Below are 21,046 nucleotides of genomic sequence, written 5' to 3'. Positions count from 1 at the left end.
TCTGGTGAAACTATCTCCATCGCACGAACGCGATGGAGATCGATATGTCATTGTCTGAAAATTTAGCTAACCTATCTGCTCCGCGCCTTAAGCTGATGGAGCCTGAAGTTCATGACCCCAGAAGTCTCGCCAATCGTTACCGGGTCATTCGTGAAAGAGGCTCAGCCTATGGAAGAACTGTACGACGCGGAACAGGTCGGGGCCTCTTCGGATCGGCAAACTCTTCGTCTCTGGAAGGCGACCGAAGCACAGCGGATTGCGAAGGATCGCATCGACGCGCAGATGAAGCTGCTGGAGCGCTACATGGCGCGAGGGGCAAGTTTCGTGGGATGGGGCCTGACAGCAACGATTGGGCTATCGGCGGCCTGGAGGCTCCACAGTCATCCACCTTATATATGGATACCGGCTACTCTGACAGCTGCGGCTTCATTTTCAGCGGCATTGCTCCTGTGGCCGCTGCGGTGGCAGATTTCTGGCGATCTGCCGTCCTACCTCGACAGCCTGCAGTACGAAACAGAGCTAGAACTACGCGAAACCCTCGCCCAGAGAGACGAGCAGGGGATCAAGCTGAACGATATTCGTTTGGGCTGGGCTTCGGTATTCATGAAATTAACGCTGGGTCTTATGGCAGCAGCGGCTTTAAGCGTTGCGGTAATTTTTCTGTCTTAAATGGAGGCCAGCTTACCTGTGGAGTAGGCTTGGGTGCAGGGGCCTGTATTGGCGGCGGAAGTGGCTTGGCCATTAGTTTCCTCATTGGGTGTTTGTCCGCACCAATGATGGAAAGAACGGGAGAATTGGGCAACCGATTCTCCCGTATATTCAGTCTATCTCTGAAGGCGCAGGGCGCGGCATGATGCGCCAGCTTCATCCTCTCCTGCGCGGTCATACGGACCAGTCTTTCGCCGCTTTGCTTTCCGACCGTCCAGTAGCGGTGCAGCAGAAGGCCCGCGAACGTCGCGTGTGCCTGATCTATGCCCGTGAGCGTGCCAAGGACGCTCCGAATTCCGGCATTGCCGCTGCCTACACTAAGACGGCCGAGGAGGTCGAAGACGAACTGGTGGCGCTGCTTCATGCAACACGCCCGGCCGATCCCGTTCCGTTCCCGGAGCCGCCTGCCGCATCCGGCCCGCAGACGCTGGACGACCTGCTGGAGCATTCCGCCCCGCAAGTCCGCGGTCTTCGCCTCGCGAGCTTCCTGCGCTTCTGCACGGACCTGCTTCCCGGAGGGCGCGATGTCCACTGATCTCATGGACGTGCTGGTCCCGTGCGTTCTGGTGGTAGCGCTGTATGGGGTAGGGATCATCACCGGCCTTGTCATCGCCAAGGCAGATGACTGGATGCAGGGCCTCGGCCGGAGGCAGGTGCCATGAAAGCATCTGCCCGCTCGCCGGATCTCTTCCGCGTTACCGTCTTGGGAATGCGCCCCAGTCCCCAGCGGGATCAGGGGTTTGCCGAATACCGGGACGCCGAACGCCGCGCCAAGGAAGACACGCGCCGCACGATCTGCGCCCACGACATCTATCTCGGCAACCGCCTGGTCGCCACCGTCAGCGCCCCGTCTTTCGCTGGGAAGATTTCAGTGGATCTGACGGAATTCGGGAGCAGCTGCGCATGAATGTAATCCACAGCGCACTCGCCACGATCAAGCGGGAAGCACTCAGGGCCAACGCGAAATGAAGAAATGGCTCAAGAAGATCTGGCGCGCCCTTACTGCAGAGCCTGCGCCACCTCCGAAGTGGACTGATGACGAATACCAGGGCAGCGACATTCATCTGGATACATGGTGATGACCCAGCGCACTGACACGGAGCGGCTGGACTGGTTGGAGGCTAACAAACTGACCGCTGGTTTCCATCAGTTCGGAGGGGACCCAAACCATCGAGTTAATATGTGGATTATCTGGGATTATTCGGGGCCCCAGTGCCGCAAACTGAGCAGTGGCCTAATCCTGCGAGACACATTGGATATAGCCATGGACGGGGAGGAACGGGCATGAGCGGGAAAATTGTTCAGATGCCGCCACGCGTCCTCGATATTGGCGATGCGGCATCCTATCTGGCGATGTCGGTCGGGACGTTCAGAACTCAGGTTCTTCCCCATGTGCGCCAGATTGCCCTGTCGGCTCGTCGGCGGGGATATCTTGTCTCGGATCTGGACCGCTGGATCGATCAGCAGGCTGGCGGCGGGACAGAGCTGCCAGCTTCTGCCAACCCTTGGGACATGATGAGTTGACCACCCTTAGACTGCCCTACATCCAGCGTTTCAAGGATCGGCATGGGAAGGTCAGATACTATTTCCGCAAGAAGGGCCAGAAGCGGATGGCGCTGCCGGATCTTCGGGATCCGGGTTTCATATCCGCCTATCAGGCCGCGGTTGCGGGGGCAGAGCCGAGAGGGCTCGACGCAGCGCAGGTGACGCCCACCGGCAGCCTGAGAGATGTGATTGAGTCCTGGTATGCCACCGCGCATTTCAAGACGCTTGAAGAGAGCACGAAGGCCGTTTATCGGCGCTTGCTGGAACGCATGAGAGGCGCAGACTACGCCGCCAATCCCGTCCTGCTCATGGAGAGCCGGCATGTGCGGATGATCATGAGCCGACATAACGATTCGCCCACGACCGCCAACCGCATGCTACGGTTGCTCTCGGTGCTGATGGAGCATGCCATCCACATGGGCTGGGCCGAAAGTAATCCGACGGCTGGTGTCCCGCGGATGAAGGTTAAAAGTGACGGCATCCATTCATGGACAGATGATGAGATTGCCCGATACGAAGCCCGCTGGCCAAGCGGCACGAGAGAGCGTCTGGCCTTGGCTTTACTGCTCTATACGGGGCAGCGCCGAAGTGACGTTGTGAAGATGGGCCCCAGTTCCGTAAGTGCGAACGGCATTCATCTCCGTCAGCAGAAGACAGGTACCGAGCTGGTGATCCCTATCCACGAGCAGCTGCGCATCGAACTGGATCAGTGGCAACCGAACGGGGCAGGGACGTTCCTGGCGACTGAGCGAGGCCGGCCGATGTCAGTGAACAACTTCTACAATCAGTTTATCGACTGGTGTCGTGAAGCCGGATTGCTGCCCGGATGCAGCCCGCATGGTCTTAGAAAGGCCGCAGCTCGAAGGCTCGCAGAAGCTGGCTGCACAACCCACCAGATCGCCGCTATCACAGGCCACCGGAGCCTCAGCGAAGTCGCCCGCTACACCCGTGCTGCCGAGCAGATGGAATTGGCACGATCGGCGATGTCAAGGCTGAGGCCGAATGTCAAACCTGTCCCGGAAGGTGTCAAACCTGCCGAAAAACTGGCGGAAGATAGCGATTTTTGAGATTGGTGGTGGACCTGACGCGATTCGAACGCGTGACCTTTGCCTTCGGAGGGCAACGCTCTATCCAGCTGAGCTACAGGTCCATAGGGGTTCAGATAACTGCTTCGGCGGAAGATTGCCAGCCCTCTTTTTGAAAGTTCTGCCGTTCATTTGCGTGATCGGAAGGTGGTCATGGAAAACTTCCTGTCTGGGCCGTGGCCTGCCATGCGGCCGCGGCGATATCGCCGCCTGAGGGAAGCAGACGATCCGGTTCGGTCAACCATGACACAGTATCCTGCACAGCGCCTCTGCGATCGCGGCTGAGGAGATGGTGGGCGCCCGGCAGTTCGTCGGTCCGGGTGCCGGTGGGCAATCTGCGGAGCAGACGGGCCGTGAAGGGGGGCAGGACGAACTGGTCGCGGCCTCCGAAGATGATGAGCAGGGGTGTCCGTACTTTTGGAGCGGCCTCGTAGGCACTCCGCATCAGTAATGTCAGGCCGTAGAGCGGATGGATTGTCGAGCTGTGCAAGGTAAGGGGATCGAAATACATCCGGCGCAGGGCCTGAATATTGTCGCTCGCGACGCGGTGACCCGGCACCGCCGACCCGTCCAGCTTCCAGTGCGGCGCCAGAACATCCATTCCCCCCAGAAGAATTTCCCACGGCTGGCCGATGTCCAGTGCGGCCGGGGCGAGCAGGATTGTGCTGCTGATCTGCGGCGTGTCGGTGGTCGCCAGTAGCAGGGCGATGGCACCCCCCATGCTTTCCCCCATGACGTGAATGGGGACGTGCGGATAACGGGCGTGCAACCAGAGCACCTGTTCGCGGGCGTCCTGCACCAGCCTTGCCGTGCTGCTCCATCCGTTCCGCTTCGGAGCCTGTCCAAAGCCGCGGATGTCGGGGGCGGCAAGGGTAAAGCCCGCGGAGGCGAAGGTTGGAGCCGCGAATTCCCAGGCGTCCCGGCTGTCACCATATCCATGCAGTGCCAGGATGATGCCACGTGGTTCAGGCGTGCTGGCGGGGTAGAGGCGTAGCGGGATCGAGGCGCCGTCCGACATGTCGAGCGTCACATCCGGAGGAATGAGGGCTGTCTCCTGTGCCGTTGGATGCAGGTCGGGCATAGGCGGTGCTGTGCACGCCTGTAACGCCAGCAGGCCAAGCAGCCCGCAGGAAAGACGTCTGAGGCGGTTTGAAACGGAAGGGAATGGGCCTATCATCGCGCAGATTTTAGAACGTCCGCTCCTTCGGGGCGAGAAGGGAGACATTCGTGCCGCCAGAAAAGCCTGATTCGGGAAAGCCCCATCTGGTCCTGATCGACGGATCTGGTTTCATCTTCCGTGCGTTCCATGCCCTGCCGCCGATGAGCAGCCCGCAGGGCGTTCCGGTCAATGCGGTCTATGGCTTTACGAACATGCTGTCGCGTCTGCTGCGGGACCATGTGGGCACGCATTTGGCGGTGATTTTCGATGCTGGCCGCGTGACGTTCCGCAACGAGATTTACCCGCAGTACAAGGCGCACCGTCCGGAAGCCCCGGAAGACCTGCGCCCGCAGTTCGGTCTGATCCGTGATGCCACGGCCGCCTTCAATGTGCCGTCGATCGAGCTTGAAGGCTGGGAGGCGGATGACCTGCTCGCCGCCTATGCCAAGGCGGTCGTGGAGGAGGGCGGGTGCTGCACCATCATCTCATCCGACAAGGACCTGATGCAGCTTGTGCGTCCCGGTGTCGAACTGATGGACCCGATGAAGCAGAAGCCGATCCGCGAAGCCGAGGTCGAAGCCAAGTTCGGCGTACGCCCCGATCAGGTCGTAGATGTTCAGGCGCTGATGGGAGATTCGACGGATAATGTGCCGGGCGTTCCGGGTATTGGTCCGAAAGGAGCCGCGCAGCTCGTTAACGAATACGGCACACTGGAGCAGATCCTCGCCGCAGCCCCCGGCATGAAGGCGTCCAAGCGGCGCGACAATCTGATCGAACATGCCGAGGCCGCGCGCATGTCCCGCAAGCTGGTCCTGCTGGACGACAATGCCCCGATGCCGCAGCCGATCAGCGAGCTGGGATGTCGCGAGCCGGTTCGCGAGACCTTGCGGGACTGGCTGGAGGACATGGGGTTCCATTCCACCATCCAGCGCATGGGGCTGGGTCTGGCCGCCAAGCCGCGTCCGTTCACGCGTCAGATTGTCCGGCCCGAAGACAAGGTTGCTGCACGGGACGAAGCTTCGGCTGTCACGGTCCCCGATGCGCCTTATGGCCCCTACGAAACCATCACGGATCTGGAGACGCTGGACCGCTGGATCGCAGAGGCCCGGACGGCGGGTGTGGTGGCCGTCGATACCGAAACGGACAGTCTCAATGCGCGTCAGGCCAATATGGTCGGGCTGTCGCTGTCGGTTGCGCCAGGGAAGGCCTGTTATGTGCCATTCCTGCATGAAACCGTACGAGACCTTCTGGAAGAAAATTCGACCGGCGAAGCTGCCGTCCGTCAGCTGGACCGTACCGAGGCACTGGAGCGTCTGAAGCCCCTGTTGCAGGATGCGTCCGTTCTCAAGGTATTTCAGAACGCGAAATATGATCTGACTGTCTTTCGGGGCGCTGGCATTCCCGAGATCACGCCCATCGACGATACGATGCTGATTTCCTACGCCCAGTCCGCCGGTGAGCACGGGCAGGGGATGGACGAGCTTTCCGAACTGCATCTGGGGCACACGCCTGTCCCCTATGATTCCGTGACGGGAACAGGCCGAAAGCGCATTCCGTTCGCACAGGTCGCGATTGACGCGGCGACCGCCTATGCCGCCGAAGACGCGGATGTCACGCTGCGTCTGTGGCAGGTGCTGCGTCCGCAGTTGCGGACCCGTCAGGCGCTATCGCTGTATGAGGAAATAGAGCGTCCGCTCATCCAGATCCTGACGGATATGGAAGACGTCGGCATCAAGGTGGACGCCACCGAACTGCGTCGCATGTCCGTTGATTTTGCCGAACGCATGGGAATGATCGAGCAGGACATCCATGAGCAGGTGGGGCGGAGTTTCAATGTCGGCTCCCCCAAGCAGCTTGGCGAGATCCTGTTTGATGAAATGGGCCTGCCCGGCGGAAAACGGACGAAAAGTGGAAGCTGGGGTACCGATTCCGGGGTATTGGAATCGCTGGCCGAGCAGGGGCATGACCTGCCGCGCAAGATTTTGGACTGGCGGCAACTGGCCAAGCTGAAATCGACCTATGCCGATGCGCTGGTCCAGCAGATGGATCAGGACACGCAGCGGGTTCATACATCTTTTCAGATGGCCATCACCACGACGGGTCGTCTGTCGTCCAACGAGCCGAACCTTCAGAACATCCCCATCCGCACCGAAGAAGGCGCACGCATCCGCAAGGCATTCGTCGCTGCTCCCGGCTGTGTTCTGCTCTCGGCGGATTACAGCCAGATCGAACTGCGCCTTCTGGCCCATGTTGCGAAGATCGAGCCGCTGCTTGAGGCGTTCCGTCTGGGGCAGGACATTCATGCCCGCACGGCGTCCGAAGTGTTCAGTATTCCGCTTGAGGGCATGGACCCGCTGACCCGTCGCCGGGCCAAGGCCATCAATTTCGGCATTATTTACGGCATTTCGGCTTTCGGTCTGGCGCAGCAGCTCCAGATTTCGCCGGGCGAGGCACGCTCCTATATCGACGCCTATTTCGCCCGCTATCCCGGCATCCGCGCCTATATGGAGCGGACCAAGGAAGAGGCGAAAAAGCACGGCTATGTCACGACGCCGTTCGGACGTCGCTGCTATGTGCCGGGCATCGCGGAGAAAAACGGTGCCCGTCGCGCCTATGCGGAGCGTCAGGCTATCAACGCCCCGCTTCAGGGCGGTGCTGCGGACATCATCAAACGCGCCATGGTCCATCTGGCGCGGCGTCTGCCCGCCACGGGACTGAAGGCGAAAATGGTTCTTCAGGTGCACGATGAACTGCTCTTCGAAGTCGAGGAGCAGGACGCGAAGGCTCTGGCGGAGTTCGTCCGCACGGAAATGGAAGGGGCCGCCAAACTTGACGTGGCCCTTGAAGTAGAAACCGGTATCGGCCCAAGCTGGGCTGACGCACATTAAAGACAGGAAGGTCATGCAGACCAATCACGAACGCCGCAAGCGGGTCGGCAATCGCATCATCTGGAGCGTTCTCGCCGTGGCGGCCGTTCTGGGGTATGTCGGCTTCCACCTGGCGTCCAATGGCGGGCCGGGCCTTCTGGTCCAGTCCAACGGCAACGAAATCGGTGGCAGCTTCCGTCTGGACTCGCTGGGCGAAAGCACGGTTACCGAAGGCGATTTCCACAATACCTGGATGCTGGTGTGGTTCTTTGATGCGAACTGTCCCGAGGACAAGTGCCAGCCCGTATTGAAAAGCATGGATCAGGCACTGGTGACGCTCCGGGCGCAGGGCATCCGCGTCTCGCCGCTCGCAGTGTCGCTCAATCCCTTTGATGAGGCGGACCCGCTTCGGGAATACGTTCTGCCCGTCGCCCCCCATGTCATGCCATTCACCGGGACCCCGAACATGATCAAGGCAATGACGGCCGAATATCATGCGCCGCTCCAGAAGGAGGGGGATCATTTTGTTCCTGCGCCGCAGATCGTCATCATGGACCCGAATGCGCGCTATGCCGGCACCGTCCCGGCTGACGGCAATGCAGATGCCCTGATCGCGCGTCTGCGCGAACTTGCGAAGCGCTGAATGAGGCGCGGGGCAGCGCTTCTCGCGGCAAGTCTGCTTCTGGGGCCTGGATTTTTTCAGGCCCATGCACAGGAGCAGACCCCGCCGCAGTGGAACGGTATTACGCTCGGCAGCCCCCATCGTGGCGGGACCCTGCATCTGACGGCGGACGGCCCCGGCGGTACGCTGGACCCGCAGATCAATTACGGCACGCAGTACATGCAGGTGTTCGTCAATATGTACGACCCCCTGCTGACGTTTCGTCTGGCGCGCGGAGCCGCCGGACTGGATGTGGTACCGGACCTCGCCGATGCCATGCCGGTCATCAGCCCCGATGGCCTCACGTGGCGGCTGCATTTACGCTCCGGTCTGCATTTTTCCAATGGTTCCCCCGTGCGTGTGGAAGATGTGGTGGCATCTTTTCGCCGGATCTACCGCGCCGGAAGCCCGACTGCGGGATCTTTCTATGGCGGTATCGAGGGGGCTGCGGACTGTCTGGCCAAGCCTGACCGCTGCACGCTTCCCGGCGTCGAAGGACACCCGGAGACAGGCGAGATCGTCTTTCATCTGACGAAACCCGACGGCGAATTTCTCTACAAACTCGCATTTCCCCACGCTGTGATTGTGCCTGCCACCACCCCAACTCATGACATGGGGGGAACCACGGTTCCTGGAACCGGGCCGTATCGCATCACGCAGTACGATCCCGGACACGGCATGGTTCTGGAGCGCAATCCGTATTTCCATGTCTGGAACCCGCAGGCCCAGACGGACGGCTTCGTGGACCGTATCGAATACGATTTCGGCCTGTCGGATGAAGCACAGGTCACGGCGGTCGAGCAGGGCCGGTATGACTGGATGCTGGACGCCAAGCCCGGAGACCGTCTGGGCGAACTCGGTGCACAATACACTGCTCAGGTTCATATCGAGCCCTTGCTGGGCCTGTATTATCTGGCGATGAACACGCATGAAAAACCCTTCACCGATGTGCGGGTGCGCCGGGCGGTCAGCATGGCCGTCAACCGCCATGCCATGACGATCCTGTTCGGGGGCAGCGCGATCTCCGTACCTTTGTGTCAGATGGTGCCGCATGGGATTTCCGGCGCGGATCTCGGGTTGGACTGCCCGCAGGATGTGGAAGGCGCGCGCCGCCTGATCCATGAAGCCGGGGCAGAAGGGGCGTCGGTGACACTGATCGTCCCCAACCGCGCCATGGAGCTCGGCATGGGCACCTATCTGCGCAACGCTCTGCAGGCCGTGGGCCTGAACGCGCAGCTTCGCCCTATCACGGCGGGCCTTGCGGAATCCTACGAACAGAACACCGCCAATCACGTCCAGATCGCGTTGTCCTACTGGTTTGCGGACTACCCGTCCGCCTCAACCTTTCTCGACGACCTGTTCGGCTGCGACAACTACCATCCGAATTCAGCCGTCTCCCCGAATGTCACCGGTTTTTGCGATCAGCACATCCAGTCCCTGTTCGATCAGGCGAAAGCCCAGACGGACCCGGCAAAAGCCGCCCCAATCTGGCAGGAGGCCGGTCACGCTGTCATGCAGCAGATGCCTGGCGCACCCATGATCCAAATGAAGACGGTCGATTTTGTTTCGAAACGGCTGGGGAATTACTTTTCAACATCTCTGAACCACATGCTGTTTTCACATGTGTGGGTGCAGTAAGGGTGGGTATTGTTGATGATGGCTTACGGTGCCGGAAAAGCCATCCATAACGTTTCATGCGGGTAATCGACGGTCACTCTGAAGCGCCCGTAAACATTCGCGCCCGCTGCTCCGACCACCGTCTGGCCCATCCAGAGACTCATGCGCTCGGGACCGAAATTCACATCGGGCCTTTCACTGAACCATACGGGCCCGACATGAACGGCACCAATGGTGACATCCGGTACCCGGATCAGGCGTGTTCCGGGGATGAGGTGGTCACCGTTCAGGATGACAGGCCAGGCCGGATGACGGGCATGCCATCGGTTGAAAATGCTCGTGATGATATAAGAGGTAACGCCGATCCCATTCACGGTTGCGATGTGCTGGGCCGCTGCGCCGGATGGGGTGGGCAGCGCGGTTGCTCCGGTATCGAGCAGCAAACTGAGTGCTTCACCATCAATAGTCAGCGTAACTGCAGGAAAGTCACTGAGCCATTCGCCCGCGGAATTCCGGGCAAAGAGTAATGGCGCGTGTGTCGCATGACCATCGGGTTGCCATGACGGGCTTTCAACGATGAGGCGCTGCGCAGGGTAATCGAATGTCCAGATGAAGTGCGAAAGATAGGCGGCTCCAAGGACTCCGTCATATCCAAGGTCGGGTAGAGTGTTCACGACCGCCGCCGCAGCGCCGCATGCCTCTGGTCCTGCCGGAGCAGGGAGACGCGTCGCGGCGGTGAAGGGAGGCATGCGGGCTCCATCAAAACTGAAGCCGGGCAGGCGGCATGGCCTGGCCTGGCCACCAATCCGTTTCAAGGCGGCCGCTTTCATGATGTAGAGGATGCCCATTCCTCCACCACCTGTGTCGACGAGAAGCCGGACCGTCTGTCCCTTCGAGGTTCTGGGCGTGGCATAAAAATGCCCGGCTTCGAACGCTGTAGGGATGACGCGTCCGTCTGATGCAGCATGTGCACTGCTCACGCTGCACAATGCCAGACAAACCAGCAGTTTCCACAGACGGGTCATCCGGGCTTCCCTCGGTTGGTGCTCAACGATTCTGAGCGTATTAAAGCCCGATATCGTTCCGGAAAATCTTGTCCTCCCACTGGATCGCAGACGCCCCTTCATAGGCCAGTTTTCTGGCGTCTTCCGGCGTTGCAGCCTTGGCGCAGACCGTCAGGACACGCCCGCCATCCGCCACCAGAACGCCATCTGCCAGTCTGGTTCCGGCATGGAAAACCGAAACGCCCGGAACGGCTTCCGCACGCTCGATCCCGCTGATCCGGCCACCCTTTTTCGGAGCATCCGGATATCCGTTGGCGGCCAGAACCAGCGATATCGAATGTTCGTCCGAGAACTCGGCGGCTGCGTGTTCCAGATTGCCCTGTGCCAGTGCGGCAAGGATCGGCAGCAGGTCCGATTGCAGTCGGATCAGCAGGGCCTGGGCTTCGGGATCGCCAAAACGGACATTATATTCGATCAGCTTGGGCCCTTCGTTCGTCAGCATCAGCCCTGCAAAGATCACACCCCGGAACGGCGTGCCACGACGGACCATCTCGGCCAGCATCGGTCGCACCATGATGTCGAGCGCTTTTTCCTGCATCTCGCGTCCGAACGCGGGGGGAGGCGCAATTGCCCCCATGCCGCCGGTGTTCGGACCGGTATCGCCGTCACCGAGACGCTTGTGATCGCGCGCGGCACCGATGAGTACGGCCTTGTCGTCTGAGCAGAATGCGAAGAGCGAGACTTCCTCGCCCACCAGACACTCCTCGATCACGAGTGGCATGCCGAGCCTGCGAATGGCGTCCTCAGCCTCGTCCACGCTCTGTGCCACGACGACGCCCTTGCCCCCGGCCAGACCGTCCGCCTTGATGACGATAGGCGCCCCCCGACGACGCACGAATTCGATGGCCAGAGCCTCGTCTTCAAATCGTTCCCAGCGCGCGGTTGGAATGCCGGCTGCGTCTGCCACATCCTTCGTGAACGCCTTGCTGCCCTCCAGCAGGGCCGCCGCCTTCGTCGGACCGGCGCACGGAATGCCCGCTTCGGCACAGGCATCCGCCAGGCCTGCCACCAGCGGCGCTTCCGGGCCGGGGACGATCAGGTCGATCTTCTGTTCCTGCGCGAACCGGACCAGGCCCGGAACGTCATCGGCCTTTAGCGGAACAAGCGTGGCAACGGACGCCATGCCGGGATTGCCCGGAGCCGCATAAAGAGCCGTCAGGCTCGGCGAGCGCGCAAGACATATAGCCAGGGCATGTTCACGCCCTCCGGACCCGACCAGCAAAACGCGCATTCCGCTTATCCTTTATTATGCAATCATGGGCTTCGTTTGAGGGCGTCCGTAGCATAGACTGACGCCATGATGGAGAGTGATGGCGCGTCGATCCGCGGGAATGTGCCGCAATATTCGGTTTCCGAGATTTCCGGGGCGATCAAACGCACGCTGGAGAGTGGATTCGGGCGCGTGCGCGTGCGGGGCGAGATCACGGAACTCAAACGCTATCCGTCCGGGCATATTTATCTTTCTCTCAAGGATGAAGGTGGCAAGATCGCGGGTGTGATCTGGCGCGGGAGTGTCTCGCGCCTCGGCATGGCTCCCGAAAACGGCAACGAGGTCATCGCAACCGGCCGCGTCTCTGCCTACGGCGAACGCTCCAGCTATCAGCTGGTCATCGACCGCATGGAGTTTGCGGGCGAGGGGGCTTTGCTCGCAAATATCGAGCGCCTGCGCCGCAAACTGCTTGAAGAAGGTCTGTTCGACCCCGAGCGCAAGAAAGCCATCCCGTTCCTGCCGTCTCTCGTGGGTGTCATCACGTCGCGGTCCGGCGCGGTGCTGCACGATATCATCACGACCGTCAGCCGCCGTTTCCCGCGGGACGTCCTTCTGTGGCCGGTTCCTGTGCAGGGCGAAGGGGCGGCAGCCCAGATTGCTGCCGCCATCGAAGGCATGTCCGTGCGTCGTCCGCGCACGCCGGATGTGCTGATCGTTGCGCGTGGGGGCGGGTCTCTCGAAGACCTCATGGCGTTCAACGACGAGCGCGTCCTGCGCTCCGTTGCGGCCTGTCCCATTCCTGTCATTTCGGCAGTCGGGCATGAGACCGACACGACGCTGATTGACCTTGTCTCGGACCGTCGGGCGCCCACCCCGACCGCCGCCGCCGAAATGGCCGTGCCGCTGCGCTCGGAAATGGTCGCGGACATGGCGCATCGCAATGCACGTCTGACGGGTGCGCTCACCCGTATCATCCAGACGGCGCGTGCACGGCTGGATCAGGCCGCCGCCCGTCTGCCGGACCTGCCGGGACTGCTGGATTCCGCCCGGATGCGTCTGGATGATCGTGGTCAGCGGCTCGATCTGGCGTTGCCGTCTTTCGTCATGCGCATCCGCAACCGGCTTGATGCGCCGGGCATGCATCTGCCATCGCCGGAGCTTCTGATCGGGCGCAGTCAGGCACGTCTGCAGGCCCTGCGTCTGCCTGCGCCAGAACTTCTCGTCAGCCGTGCACGAGCCCGCCTGAACGGGCCAGTCACACATCTGCCGAACCCCGAACTGCTGATCGAACGCCGCCGTGCCGCCCTGCGGATGGTTTCCAGCGGTCTGGACGCCTCATGGCAGCGTTCGCTCCAGACTTTCCATCTGCGCACCGAACGCCAGCGCCTGTCGCCGGATGTTCTCAGAAGCGCCATCCGCCTTCAGAAAATGAGGTTTCACGGGCTGGGCAGCCATCTTGAAGCCGTGTCGCCCCGCGCCATTCTCAGCCGCGGTTATGTGCTTGTGCAGGATGTGAACGGTCAACCCGTTACGAGTGCGGAAGCCCGGCCTGTTGCCGATCGCGTCGTTCTGTCTTTCGCGGATGGAGATCGTGGCGCAAAACTGGACAGCCTGTCGCCGCAGGGCGATCTTGGGCTTTAATCTTTCACCCATCTGATCTGCGATCCGGAGTCTGCATGCGTTCGTTCTGGTTGAGTCTCGTTACCCTGCCACTGCTTGCAGCCTGCGCTGAACAGCCCACGGCCCCCGCGCGCCCTGCTGCCCCGGCGTCGCAGGCCAGGATCCCGCCGCAGGATTTCGCGCCGGGTCTGGCGGAAGAGGCTCCCGAGGACGGCAAGAAGAAGCTGTTCAACGATCCGTCCGCGCCGCTGAACACACCGCTCTGCGGCACAGCGCTACAGGAACAGGCGCGGGCTGGTGCGGCGCTGTATCCGCAAAGTCTGGCCAGCACGAGTTCCTGTCCGCGCAATGCCTGTTTCCAGCCGCTGACTGGCACCTATATCGCGGCAACCGGGGCGCAGAGCGTCTGCCGCTAACTGGAGCGCCGTGTTTCAACAGGACAAAGAAAAAGGCCGGTCAGGATTTCCTGACCGGCCTTTTTTATGGCTGTGGAAAGTGCTGACGGATCAGCGCTTCCACCATCCTGCACGACGCTTCGCCGGAGCGACTTCATCAATGTTCACCGGCTGAAGGATGTTTCCATCCTCGGCCGGAGCCTCGGCAGCGGCGGTCTTTGGCGCGCGACGGGTCCGGCTGCGCTTCGGCTTGGCGGTCTCTTCCGCTGCGACTTCAGCCGGAGCCGGCGCAGCTTCGGGGGCGGCTTCAGCCGGGGCTTCAGTAGCCACGGCCTCCGCCTTCGGAGTGCGCCGCGTCCGGGTCCGACGGGGCTTGGGAGCCTCTTCGGCCAGAGGCTCTTCGACAGCCGGAGCAGGAGCGACTTCCACTGCAGGCGCGGCTTCCGTCACCGTTTCGGCAGGAGCGGCATCTGCAGCCTTGGCACGGGCCGGGCGACGTCCGCGACCACGGCGGGGCTTGGGAGCCTCTTCCGTTGCCGGAACTTCCGCTGCTCGCTCTTCCACGGCAACAGCCGTTTCGACAGCCGGGACATGTTCGATCACGACGTCCGTGGGCAGGCTGATCCCGGTCTGAAGGGCCTGTGTCGTCCCTTCAAATTCCGCCTGCTCAATCACGTCGAAGATGTCGAAGCTGCCGCCGAACGGATCAGCAGGCGTAGGGCCCGTGTAGCGATGCTGGGCGGGACGCTCCTCGCGTTCCTCCCGGCGACGCGGATTGCGCGCTGCGGGAGCCGGTGCGGCAGGGCGTGGTGCCGGTGCGGGGCGCCGGGGCGCAACGTCACGGGTTTCGGCCACGGGTTCTGCACGCGGCGCTTCAGAGCCCTCGGCTTCCTTGACGATGCGCTTGAAGCGGGTGCGACGGCGGCCCGGAATGATGCCGTTTTCGTCAACATTGTCAGCGGGCGGGGTCTCACGCTCTTCGGGCGCATGGACGTTATGGTCCTGCGGTGCGTCCGCTGCGACGTCTCCGTTCTGCTCGCGACGGCCACCACGGCGGCGGCGGCGGCGGCGGCGGCGACCATCGTTGCTGTCTTCCTGGCCTTCCGACGGCACAACATCTTCAATGACTTCCGCATCGACGACCGGCGTTTCCACCCGCAGGGCGACGGGGGCCTGTTCTTCGATGATCTCGATCGTGCGGACGCTTTCCGGCGCACGCTCCACGGCGCGTTCCGTCCGTTCCGGAGCGCGGGCCTGTGCCGGAGCCGCTGTCTGGGTTTTCAGGCGCTCGATCCGCATATCTGCGGCAGCGAGGTTTTCTTCCGTACGGAAGATGACCTGCATCCGATGATGGCGCTCGATGTCAGCCAGCCAGGAGCGCTTGTGGTTGAGGATATAGAGGGCAATCTCGGAGCCCACATAGACTTCGATTTCGGCTGAACGCTGGCGTGCGCCTTCTTCGTCGATGGCACGCAGGACGTGCAGGGCCGAGCTTTCCGTCCCACGGATGAAGCCGGTACCCTGACAGTGCGGGCAGGGCGTGAGGACGGATTCCGCAATGGACGGGCGCAGGCGCTGGCGGGACATTTCCAGCAGACCGAAATGGGAAATATGCCCGACCTGTATGCGCGCACGGTCGGAACGCAGGGCTTCTTTGAGACGCTTTTCCACCTGTGCGTTGTGGCGGCGGCTTTCCATGTCGATGAAGTCGATCACGACCAGACCGGCCAGATCACGCAGACGGAGCTGGCGACCCACTTCCTCGGCGGCTTCGAGGTTCGTGCGCAGGGCCGTTTCCTCAATGTTGCGCTGCGAAGTGGACTTGCCGGAATTCACGTCGATGGCGACGAGGGCTTCCGTCTGGTTGATGACCAGATAGCCACCGGACGGCAGACGGGCCGTCGGCGAGAACATGGCGTCCAGATGGCCTTCGACATTGTAGCGCGCAAACAGGCTCTGCCCGCGGTTCTGCCACAGCTTCACCTTGTTGGCGTTGCTGGGCATCAGCAGGCGCATGAACTCGCGCGCGTTCTTCCAGGCCGCTTCGCCATCCACGAGGATGTCTTCGATATCCTTGGAAAACAGGTCGCGGATGACGCGCTTGATGAGGCTTGCTTCCTCATAGACCAGCGTCGGCGCGACCGAGGACAGGGCGTGGGAGCGGATATCGTCCCAGAGCTGGAGCAGGTATTCGCAGTCGCGCGTCACTTCCTGTGCCGGGCGACCGGCACCGGCGGTCCGGACGATCATTGCCATGGACTTCGGCAGGTCGAGTTCCGCGATCACATCGCGCAGGCGGCGGCGGTCGGCATCGGAAGTGATCTTGCGCGAAACGCCACCGCCACGCAGGGCGTTCGGCATCAGGACACAATAGCGCCCGGCAAGAGAGATGTAGGTGGTCAGGGCCGCACCCTTGTTGCCCCGCTCTTCCTTGACGACCTGCACCAGCAGCACCTGACGGCGGCGGATGACTTCCTGGATCTTGTAGTTGCGCAGGAAACGGGCCGTGCGGCGCGACGACGCGCTTTCCTCGCCCGTATCATGCTCGCCACCAACGGTCTCGGGCGCGCGACGGTCGTGGTTGTCGCCGTCTTCGTTATCGGCACCGTCTTCGGAAACCGTTTCGGTCTCGGCATCATCCGCCGCATCACCGCGCTCGGCAATTTCTTCTTCCTGGAGCGCGATGAGCTTCTCGCGGTCTGCGACAGGAATCTGGAAATAGTCCGGGTGGATTTCGCTGAAGGCGAGGAAGCCGTGGCGGTTGCCGCCATATTCGACGAAAGCGGCCTGAAGGCTCGGCTCTACGCGAATGACCTTGGCAAGATAAATGTTGCCCTTGAGCTGCTTCTTGGTCGATGTCTCGACGTCGTAATCTTCGACGCGGTCACCATCCATGACCACAACACGCGTTTCTTCCGCGTGTGTGGTGTCGATGAGCATACGCTTGGTCATGGAACACTGAACTCCACGACGCTCCGCAATGGCTGCCTGGGCCGGGGGGAACGTCAGATTGTGTGGGGTGGAGGGAACGGCGCAGTCCGAACGCACAGCGACGGGACATGTTGGGTCCCGTTTCGCTGAGGTTGCTGGCTGCGAGCACGTTGAGTGACATTCGTCCCCTGAACAGACGGCCGGTCCGAAAATCCGGAGCCGGATGAAAAACCTGATCCGGACGGGCGTCTGGCCTGTACCGGAGTGACATATCACCAGTTCGATCCGGTCAGGACAGGGTACGGAAGGCTAGTCGCGCATCTGTCAAACGACGGGACGTCGTGGTGGGGACAGGAAAAGGCGGGAGCGGTACGGGAAAGGTTAAAGTCCGTAGCCGGTCGGACCGCACTTTACAGGTCCCTGTCGCACAGGATGACTGAAACCGCTGTCTGTGGCAAGTCTGGGTGCCCGGCGGGGAAAAGCGGCGTGTTTCATTTTTCTGTGGAAGAGGCCTGCGGAAGTCTTCTGCCATGTTCCTGACAGGGTTTCGTGCTGTATGGTTCTTTCGTCATTCACCGCTGCAACCGGGAAACAAGGGATGCTGACGCGACGCACACTGGCCAGTGGTCTTTTCGGTGGCCTTTCGGGAGTATCGCTGCTGGCGCCCCTGACGGCCTTCGGGCGTCACCCGGTTCATGGTCCGCTTCACGGAAAGCTGCACGCTCCTGCCGTTCATCGCGGAGCCGCACCGCCGAAACCTCTTGTGATGCTGGACCCCGGACATGGCGGCAAGGATCCCGGTGCCATCGGGATTTCCGGTACCTATGAAAAGCATATTGCCGAAGCCGCAGCCTCCGAACTGAGCCGTCAGCTTCTGGCTTCGGGACAGTACCGCGTCGCCATGACCCGCTCCGAAGACCGTTTCATTCCGCTTGAAGGGCGTGTCGAACTGGCACAGCGGCATCAGGCGCATCTCTTTATTTCGATGCACGCCGATGCCCTTCATGACAGGGATGTGCGGGGCGCGAGCGTCTATACGCTCTCTGGTGGTGCCTCGGACGCACAGACGGCGTCTCTCGCACGGACGGAGAACAGCGCCGATCGTTTCGCTGGGCCGGCCTTTCATGGCATGTCGCCCGATGTGCAGCAGATCCTCGCCAGCCTCGTTTCGGAAGAAACGCGCCGGGGGTCGGCGCATATGGCGGCCAGTGTGGTGAATTCGTTTCGGAACAGGATCGGGCTCCTGACCCATCCCTCACGTCATGCGGCTTTCGTGGTTCTGAAATCTTCCGAAATTCCATCGGTCCTGGTTGAGATGGGGTTCATGTCGAACCGGCTGGATGAGGCCGCGCTGCGTCAGGCCGTCCATCGCACACAGGTCGCCAGCGCCATGAAAACCGCCATAGACCGTTATTTTGCAACGCATGCCGGCGTGATGACGGGCTGATCCGCTTTTTGCGCAGGGGAGGCTTTATGCTCATGCGGGTTGCGCATGACGCAAGAATCGGTCATTTAACGCGCCTATGATGTTTCTTTCGATCCTCTCGCTTCGACTTATTGGCCCCTGAACGCCTTATCCTAGGCGGACAGCGCTCCGTTGCGTTCAGGGGATAACAGACAGAAAGCCACCCTGAACCAGACGAGACGATCTCCATCATGACTTTCCAGCACCCGTCCTTCGGTAATATCGCCGACGACCGCGTCATCATTTTCGACACCACGCTGCGCGACGGCGAACAGTCCCCCGGCTTTTCGATGAATATCGAAGAGAAGCTTCGCATGGCCCATGCGCTGAGCGCTCTCGGCGTGGACGTGATTGAAGCCGGGTTCCCCGTGGCGTCCGAAGGCGATTTCGAGAGTGTGCGCCGGATTGCCGAGGATGTCCGTGGATCGGTAATCTGCGGTCTGGCCCGCAGTGGTGGCAAGCGGGATATCGAATCCTGTGGCGAGGCCCTGAAGAAGGCCGAGCGTTCGCGGATCCACAACTTCATTTCCACGTCCCCGCTGCATATGAAGTACAAGCTGCGGATGGAGCCGGAAACGGTGCTGGAAATCATCGCGTCCGGCAACCAGAAGGCCCGTCAGTACACGGATGACGTTGAATGGTCGGCCGAGGACGGCTCCCGGACCGATCCGGACTTCCTGTGCCGCTGCGTGGAAATGGCGATCCGCAATGGCGCAAACACGATCAACATCCCCGATACGGTCGGCTTTGCCACGCCAGAAGAAATGCGTGCGATCTTCACCATGCTGCGTGAGCGCGTTCCGGGTGCGGATCAGGTGATTTTCTCCGCCCATAACCATAACGATCTGGGGCTCGGCGTCGCCAACACGCTCGCTTCCGTCGAGGGTGGGGCGCGTCAGATCGAGTGCACGATCAACGGTATCGGCGAACGTGCAGGCAATGCCGCGCTCGAAGAAATCGTCATGGCGCTGCGGACCCGTCACGATCAGTATGGCAAGACGACCGGTATTGAGACAACGAAGCTGCTGGGCATGTCTCGTATGCTGGCGACGATCACGGGCTTTGACGTGCAGCCGAACAAGGCCATCGTCGGACGTAATGCGTTCGCGCATGAAAGCGGCATCCATCAGGACGGGATCCTGAAAAACGCCGCGACCTATGAAATCATGACGCCGGAAAGCGTAGGCTGGAACAAGACCTCGCTGGTCATGGGCAAGCATTCCGGCCGTGCGGCATTCCGCGACAAGCTGGCGCAGCTCGGATACCCGCCGCTGGAAGATGAAGCCCTGAACGCTGCGTTTGCGCGCTTCAAGGATCTGGCCGACAGCAAGAAAGTCGTGTTCGACGACGATATCCGCGCACTTGTGGATGACGAGAGCCGCGATCACGAGCGGGTTCACCTGATCTCGCTGGAACTGGCTTCTGGCACGAAGCAGAAGTCCCAGGCGAAGCTCGAAATCAGCGTGGACGGCGCCATCCAGTATGCTGCGGTCAGTGGCAACGGTCCGGTCGATGCAGCCTTCCGCGCCATTGGCGAAGCGTTTCCGCATACGGCTGAACTTGCTCTGTTCTCGGTGGCCAACGTCACGGAAGGCACAGATGCACAGGCGCGTACGACCGTGCGGTTACAGGAAAACGGCAAGCTCGTGGACGGGCAGGGCGCTGATGCCGATACGGTGGTCTCTGCGGTCCGTGCCTATATCCATGCGCTGAACAAGCTCCTGACCAAGCGCGAACGCCGGGAGCCGGAAGCACTGTCCTGATCCGTCCGGGGCGACATTGTTTCAGTCAGCGGGCATGCGGAGGATTTCTGCATGCCCGTTTTTTTGAAGGGCGGTTATAAACTATATAAAATAGTTTATATAAGAAGTAGACAAATATAACACGAACGGTATGGTTTTCTTATCTGGCCGGACAAGGAACCCTCATGCCGCATTCATGGCTTTATACGCTTTCAGGACTGCTGGTGGGCTTTCTGGTCGGAATGACCGGCGTAGGCGGTGGCTCCCTGATGACCCCGCTGCTGATCCTGTTATTCGGCGTCAAGCCGCAGTCGGCGGTCGGCACGGACCTGCTCTATGCCGCCATTACCAAGATCTTCGGTACGGCGCTCAATCGCCATCACGGCGTTGTACGCTGGAGAATCGTTCTTCTTCAGATGGCAGGAAGTCTTCCAGCCGGTCTGCTGTGTCTCATCTTCCTGCGTCATTTCGGTCCGAGCCCGTTCGTTTCGAAACTGATTACCGAAGTGCTGGGTGTGGCACTCCTGCTGACGGTGCCTGCCATCTTGTTCAAGCCGAAGCTTCAGAAATGGTCAGCCAATGCAGGAACCCTTCGTCCACAGACGGTCGATGCGCTAACGGTTGTGCTTGGTATCGTTCTGGGAACGCTGGTCACGTTGTCTTCCGTGGGGGCCGGGGCGATCGGCATGGCCGCTCTGACAGTGCTCTATCCGCGTGTCAGTACGCGGGAGCTCGTGGCGACGGATATTGCACATGCCGTGCCGCTGGCACTTCTGGCCGGTGGCGGACACTGGCTTCAGGGCGCAGTCGATTCCGTTGTGCTCGTGGAACTGCTGATGGGGTCTATCCCCGGAATCCTGCTTGGAACACTTCTCGCAGGACGTATGCCAGAGGATGCGCAGAGATGGTTTCTGGGCATCCTTCTGGCAATTATCGGCCTGAGAATGATCTGAGGCCGATGGGTCGGGGTGGTGTTG

Annotated in this window: 18 protein-coding genes and 1 tRNA gene; 14 read left to right on the top strand and 5 right to left on the bottom strand. The window is 61.2% G+C overall.

The window, feature by feature from the left end; all coding sequences use genetic code 11:
* The first annotated feature begins 111 nt into the window (after nucleotides 1-111).
* The 6 genes from GAL01_RS01765 to GAL01_RS01740 all read left to right on the top strand — a co-directional run bounded on the left by GAL01_RS01765 (nucleotide 112) and on the right by GAL01_RS01740 (nucleotide 3,320).
* Nucleotides 112-669, top strand: coding sequence for a hypothetical protein (locus GAL01_RS01765; protein WP_062033797.1), 558 nt, complete (start codon nucleotides 112-114; stop codon nucleotides 667-669).
* Nucleotides 670-850: 181 nt separating this feature from the next.
* Nucleotides 851-1,243, top strand: a complete 393-nt coding sequence (locus GAL01_RS01760; protein ID WP_062033795.1) for a hypothetical protein — start codon at nucleotides 851-853, stop codon at nucleotides 1,241-1,243.
* A complete protein-coding gene (locus GAL01_RS15625; protein WP_156476389.1) occupies nucleotides 1,233-1,370 on the top strand; it encodes a hypothetical protein in 138 nt (45 codons plus the stop codon). The genes GAL01_RS01760 and GAL01_RS15625 overlap by 11 nt, the downstream gene beginning before the upstream one ends.
* A complete protein-coding gene (locus tag GAL01_RS01755; protein ID WP_062033793.1) occupies nucleotides 1,367-1,615 on the top strand; it encodes a hypothetical protein in 249 nt (82 codons plus the stop codon). The genes GAL01_RS15625 and GAL01_RS01755 overlap by 4 nt, the downstream gene beginning before the upstream one ends.
* Nucleotides 1,616-1,992: 377 nt before the next feature.
* Complete coding sequence (locus GAL01_RS01745) at nucleotides 1,993-2,232, top strand: MerR family transcriptional regulator (RefSeq protein WP_062033789.1); 240 nt, start codon at nucleotides 1,993-1,995, stop codon at nucleotides 2,230-2,232.
* The gene (locus GAL01_RS01740) at nucleotides 2,229-3,320 is read left to right on the top strand and encodes a site-specific integrase (RefSeq protein WP_231865438.1); all 1,092 of its coding nucleotides are present in this window, start codon (nucleotides 2,229-2,231) and stop codon (nucleotides 3,318-3,320) included. Before GAL01_RS01745 ends, GAL01_RS01740 begins: the two co-directional genes overlap by 4 nt.
* Before the next feature lie 6 nt (nucleotides 3,321-3,326).
* Here the strand turns inward: GAL01_RS01740 and GAL01_RS01735 are convergent.
* Both GAL01_RS01735 and GAL01_RS01730 read right to left on the bottom strand, forming a co-directional pair.
* Nucleotides 3,327-3,403 (bottom strand) — tRNA-Arg (locus tag GAL01_RS01735).
* Between the two features lie 86 nt (nucleotides 3,404-3,489).
* Nucleotides 3,490-4,419, bottom strand: coding sequence for an alpha/beta hydrolase (locus tag GAL01_RS01730; RefSeq protein ID WP_062033787.1), 930 nt, complete (start codon nucleotides 4,417-4,419; stop codon nucleotides 3,490-3,492).
* Nucleotides 4,420-4,565: 146 nt separating this feature from the next.
* On the opposite strand from GAL01_RS01730, the gene polA reads away from it, so the two are divergent.
* Genes polA through GAL01_RS01715 form a run of 3 tightly spaced genes read left to right on the top strand, consistent with a single transcriptional unit; the run spans nucleotide 4,566 to nucleotide 9,663 of the window.
* Complete coding sequence (gene polA / locus GAL01_RS01725) at nucleotides 4,566-7,385, top strand: DNA polymerase I (protein WP_062033785.1); 2,820 nt, start codon at nucleotides 4,566-4,568, stop codon at nucleotides 7,383-7,385.
* Nucleotides 7,386-7,398: 13 nt separating this feature from the next.
* Complete coding sequence (locus GAL01_RS01720) at nucleotides 7,399-8,007, top strand: SCO family protein (protein ID WP_062033780.1); 609 nt, start codon at nucleotides 7,399-7,401, stop codon at nucleotides 8,005-8,007.
* Complete coding sequence (locus GAL01_RS01715; RefSeq protein WP_062033777.1) at nucleotides 8,008-9,663, top strand: ABC transporter substrate-binding protein; 1,656 nt, start codon at nucleotides 8,008-8,010, stop codon at nucleotides 9,661-9,663.
* A 23-nt stretch (nucleotides 9,664-9,686) separates the two neighbouring features.
* On the opposite strand, the gene GAL01_RS01710 is transcribed toward GAL01_RS01715, so the two are convergent.
* Nucleotides 9,687-10,667 carry a hypothetical protein gene (locus tag GAL01_RS01710; protein WP_062033774.1) on the bottom strand — a complete coding sequence of 327 codons (981 nt, stop codon included), beginning with the start codon at nucleotides 10,665-10,667 and terminating at the stop codon, nucleotides 9,687-9,689.
* 40 nt (nucleotides 10,668-10,707) lie between these two features.
* Entirely contained in the window at nucleotides 10,708-11,937 is a 1,230-nt protein-coding gene (gene purD, locus GAL01_RS01705) for a phosphoribosylamine--glycine ligase (protein ID WP_062033771.1), read from the bottom strand.
* 66 nt (nucleotides 11,938-12,003) lie between these two features.
* Here purD and xseA point away from each other — a divergent pair, with 66 nt between their 5' ends.
* Together xseA and GAL01_RS01695 are read left to right on the top strand one after the other, a co-directional pair.
* The gene (xseA, locus tag GAL01_RS01700; protein WP_062033768.1) at nucleotides 12,004-13,557 is read left to right on the top strand and encodes an exodeoxyribonuclease VII large subunit; all 1,554 of its coding nucleotides are present in this window, start codon (nucleotides 12,004-12,006) and stop codon (nucleotides 13,555-13,557) included.
* Nucleotides 13,558-13,592: 35 nt separating this feature from the next.
* Nucleotides 13,593-13,952 carry a hypothetical protein gene (locus GAL01_RS01695; protein WP_062033764.1) on the top strand — a complete coding sequence of 120 codons (360 nt, stop codon included), beginning with the start codon at nucleotides 13,593-13,595 and terminating at the stop codon, nucleotides 13,950-13,952.
* 90 nt (nucleotides 13,953-14,042) lie between these two features.
* Here the strand turns inward: GAL01_RS01695 and GAL01_RS01690 are convergent, their stop codons facing one another.
* Nucleotides 14,043-16,883, bottom strand: a complete 2,841-nt coding sequence (locus GAL01_RS01690) for an Rne/Rng family ribonuclease (RefSeq protein WP_062033761.1) — start codon at nucleotides 16,881-16,883, stop codon at nucleotides 14,043-14,045.
* 577 nt (nucleotides 16,884-17,460) lie between these two features.
* On the opposite strand from GAL01_RS01690, the gene GAL01_RS01685 reads away from it, so the two are divergent.
* The 3 genes from GAL01_RS01685 to GAL01_RS01675 all read left to right on the top strand — a co-directional run bounded on the left by GAL01_RS01685 (nucleotide 17,461) and on the right by GAL01_RS01675 (nucleotide 21,022).
* On the top strand, nucleotides 17,461-18,309 hold the full coding sequence (locus GAL01_RS01685; protein ID WP_099253033.1) for an N-acetylmuramoyl-L-alanine amidase family protein: 849 nt from the start codon (nucleotides 17,461-17,463) through the stop codon (nucleotides 18,307-18,309).
* Between the two features lie 209 nt (nucleotides 18,310-18,518).
* Entirely contained in the window at nucleotides 18,519-20,090 is a 1,572-nt protein-coding gene (locus tag GAL01_RS01680) for a 2-isopropylmalate synthase (RefSeq protein ID WP_062033755.1), read from the top strand.
* Between the two features lie 164 nt (nucleotides 20,091-20,254).
* Nucleotides 20,255-21,022: a sulfite exporter TauE/SafE family protein gene (locus tag GAL01_RS01675; protein WP_082790823.1), complete on the top strand. Its 768-nt coding sequence runs from the start codon at nucleotides 20,255-20,257 to the stop codon at nucleotides 21,020-21,022.
* Nucleotides 21,023-21,046 lie beyond the last annotated feature (24 nt).

The organism is Gluconobacter albidus (assembly GCF_002723915.1).
In the GTDB taxonomy this organism is placed as follows: Bacteria; Pseudomonadota; Alphaproteobacteria; order Acetobacterales; family Acetobacteraceae; genus Gluconobacter; species Gluconobacter albidus.
This window is presented reverse-complemented; position numbering and strand designations above follow the sequence as displayed.

What these genes read in the sequence shown, in the direction of transcription:
- GAL01_RS01730 (WP_062033787.1), bottom strand. Translation starts at nt 4,419, where the DNA reads ATGCCCGACCTGCATCCAACGGCACAGGAGACAGCCCTCATTCCTCCG.
- GAL01_RS01720 (WP_062033780.1), top strand. Translation starts at nt 7,399, where the DNA reads ATGCAGACCAATCACGAACGCCGCAAGCGGGTCGGCAATCGCATCATC.
- GAL01_RS01675 (WP_082790823.1), top strand. Translation starts at nt 20,255, where the DNA reads ATGCCGCATTCATGGCTTTATACGCTTTCAGGACTGCTGGTGGGCTTT.
- purD (WP_062033771.1), bottom strand. Translation starts at nt 11,937, where the DNA reads ATGCGCGTTTTGCTGGTCGGGTCCGGAGGGCGTGAACATGCCCTGGCT.
- GAL01_RS01690 (WP_062033761.1), bottom strand. Translation starts at nt 16,883, where the DNA reads ATGACCAAGCGTATGCTCATCGACACCACACACGCGGAAGAAACGCGT.
- GAL01_RS01710 (WP_062033774.1), bottom strand. Translation starts at nt 10,667, where the DNA reads ATGACCCGTCTGTGGAAACTGCTGGTTTGTCTGGCATTGTGCAGCGTG.
- GAL01_RS01765 (WP_062033797.1), top strand. Translation starts at nt 112, where the DNA reads ATGACCCCAGAAGTCTCGCCAATCGTTACCGGGTCATTCGTGAAAGAG.
- GAL01_RS01745 (WP_062033789.1), top strand. Translation starts at nt 1,993, where the DNA reads ATGAGCGGGAAAATTGTTCAGATGCCGCCACGCGTCCTCGATATTGGC.
- GAL01_RS15625 (WP_156476389.1), top strand. Translation starts at nt 1,233, where the DNA reads ATGTCCACTGATCTCATGGACGTGCTGGTCCCGTGCGTTCTGGTGGTA.
- GAL01_RS01760 (WP_062033795.1), top strand. Translation starts at nt 851, where the DNA reads ATGATGCGCCAGCTTCATCCTCTCCTGCGCGGTCATACGGACCAGTCT.
- GAL01_RS01680 (WP_062033755.1), top strand. Translation starts at nt 18,519, where the DNA reads ATGACTTTCCAGCACCCGTCCTTCGGTAATATCGCCGACGACCGCGTC.
- GAL01_RS01685 (WP_099253033.1), top strand. Translation starts at nt 17,461, where the DNA reads ATGCTGACGCGACGCACACTGGCCAGTGGTCTTTTCGGTGGCCTTTCG.
- GAL01_RS01755 (WP_062033793.1), top strand. Translation starts at nt 1,367, where the DNA reads ATGAAAGCATCTGCCCGCTCGCCGGATCTCTTCCGCGTTACCGTCTTG.
- GAL01_RS01695 (WP_062033764.1), top strand. Translation starts at nt 13,593, where the DNA reads ATGCGTTCGTTCTGGTTGAGTCTCGTTACCCTGCCACTGCTTGCAGCC.
- xseA (WP_062033768.1), top strand. Translation starts at nt 12,004, where the DNA reads ATGATGGAGAGTGATGGCGCGTCGATCCGCGGGAATGTGCCGCAATAT.
- GAL01_RS01715 (WP_062033777.1), top strand. Translation starts at nt 8,008, where the DNA reads ATGAGGCGCGGGGCAGCGCTTCTCGCGGCAAGTCTGCTTCTGGGGCCT.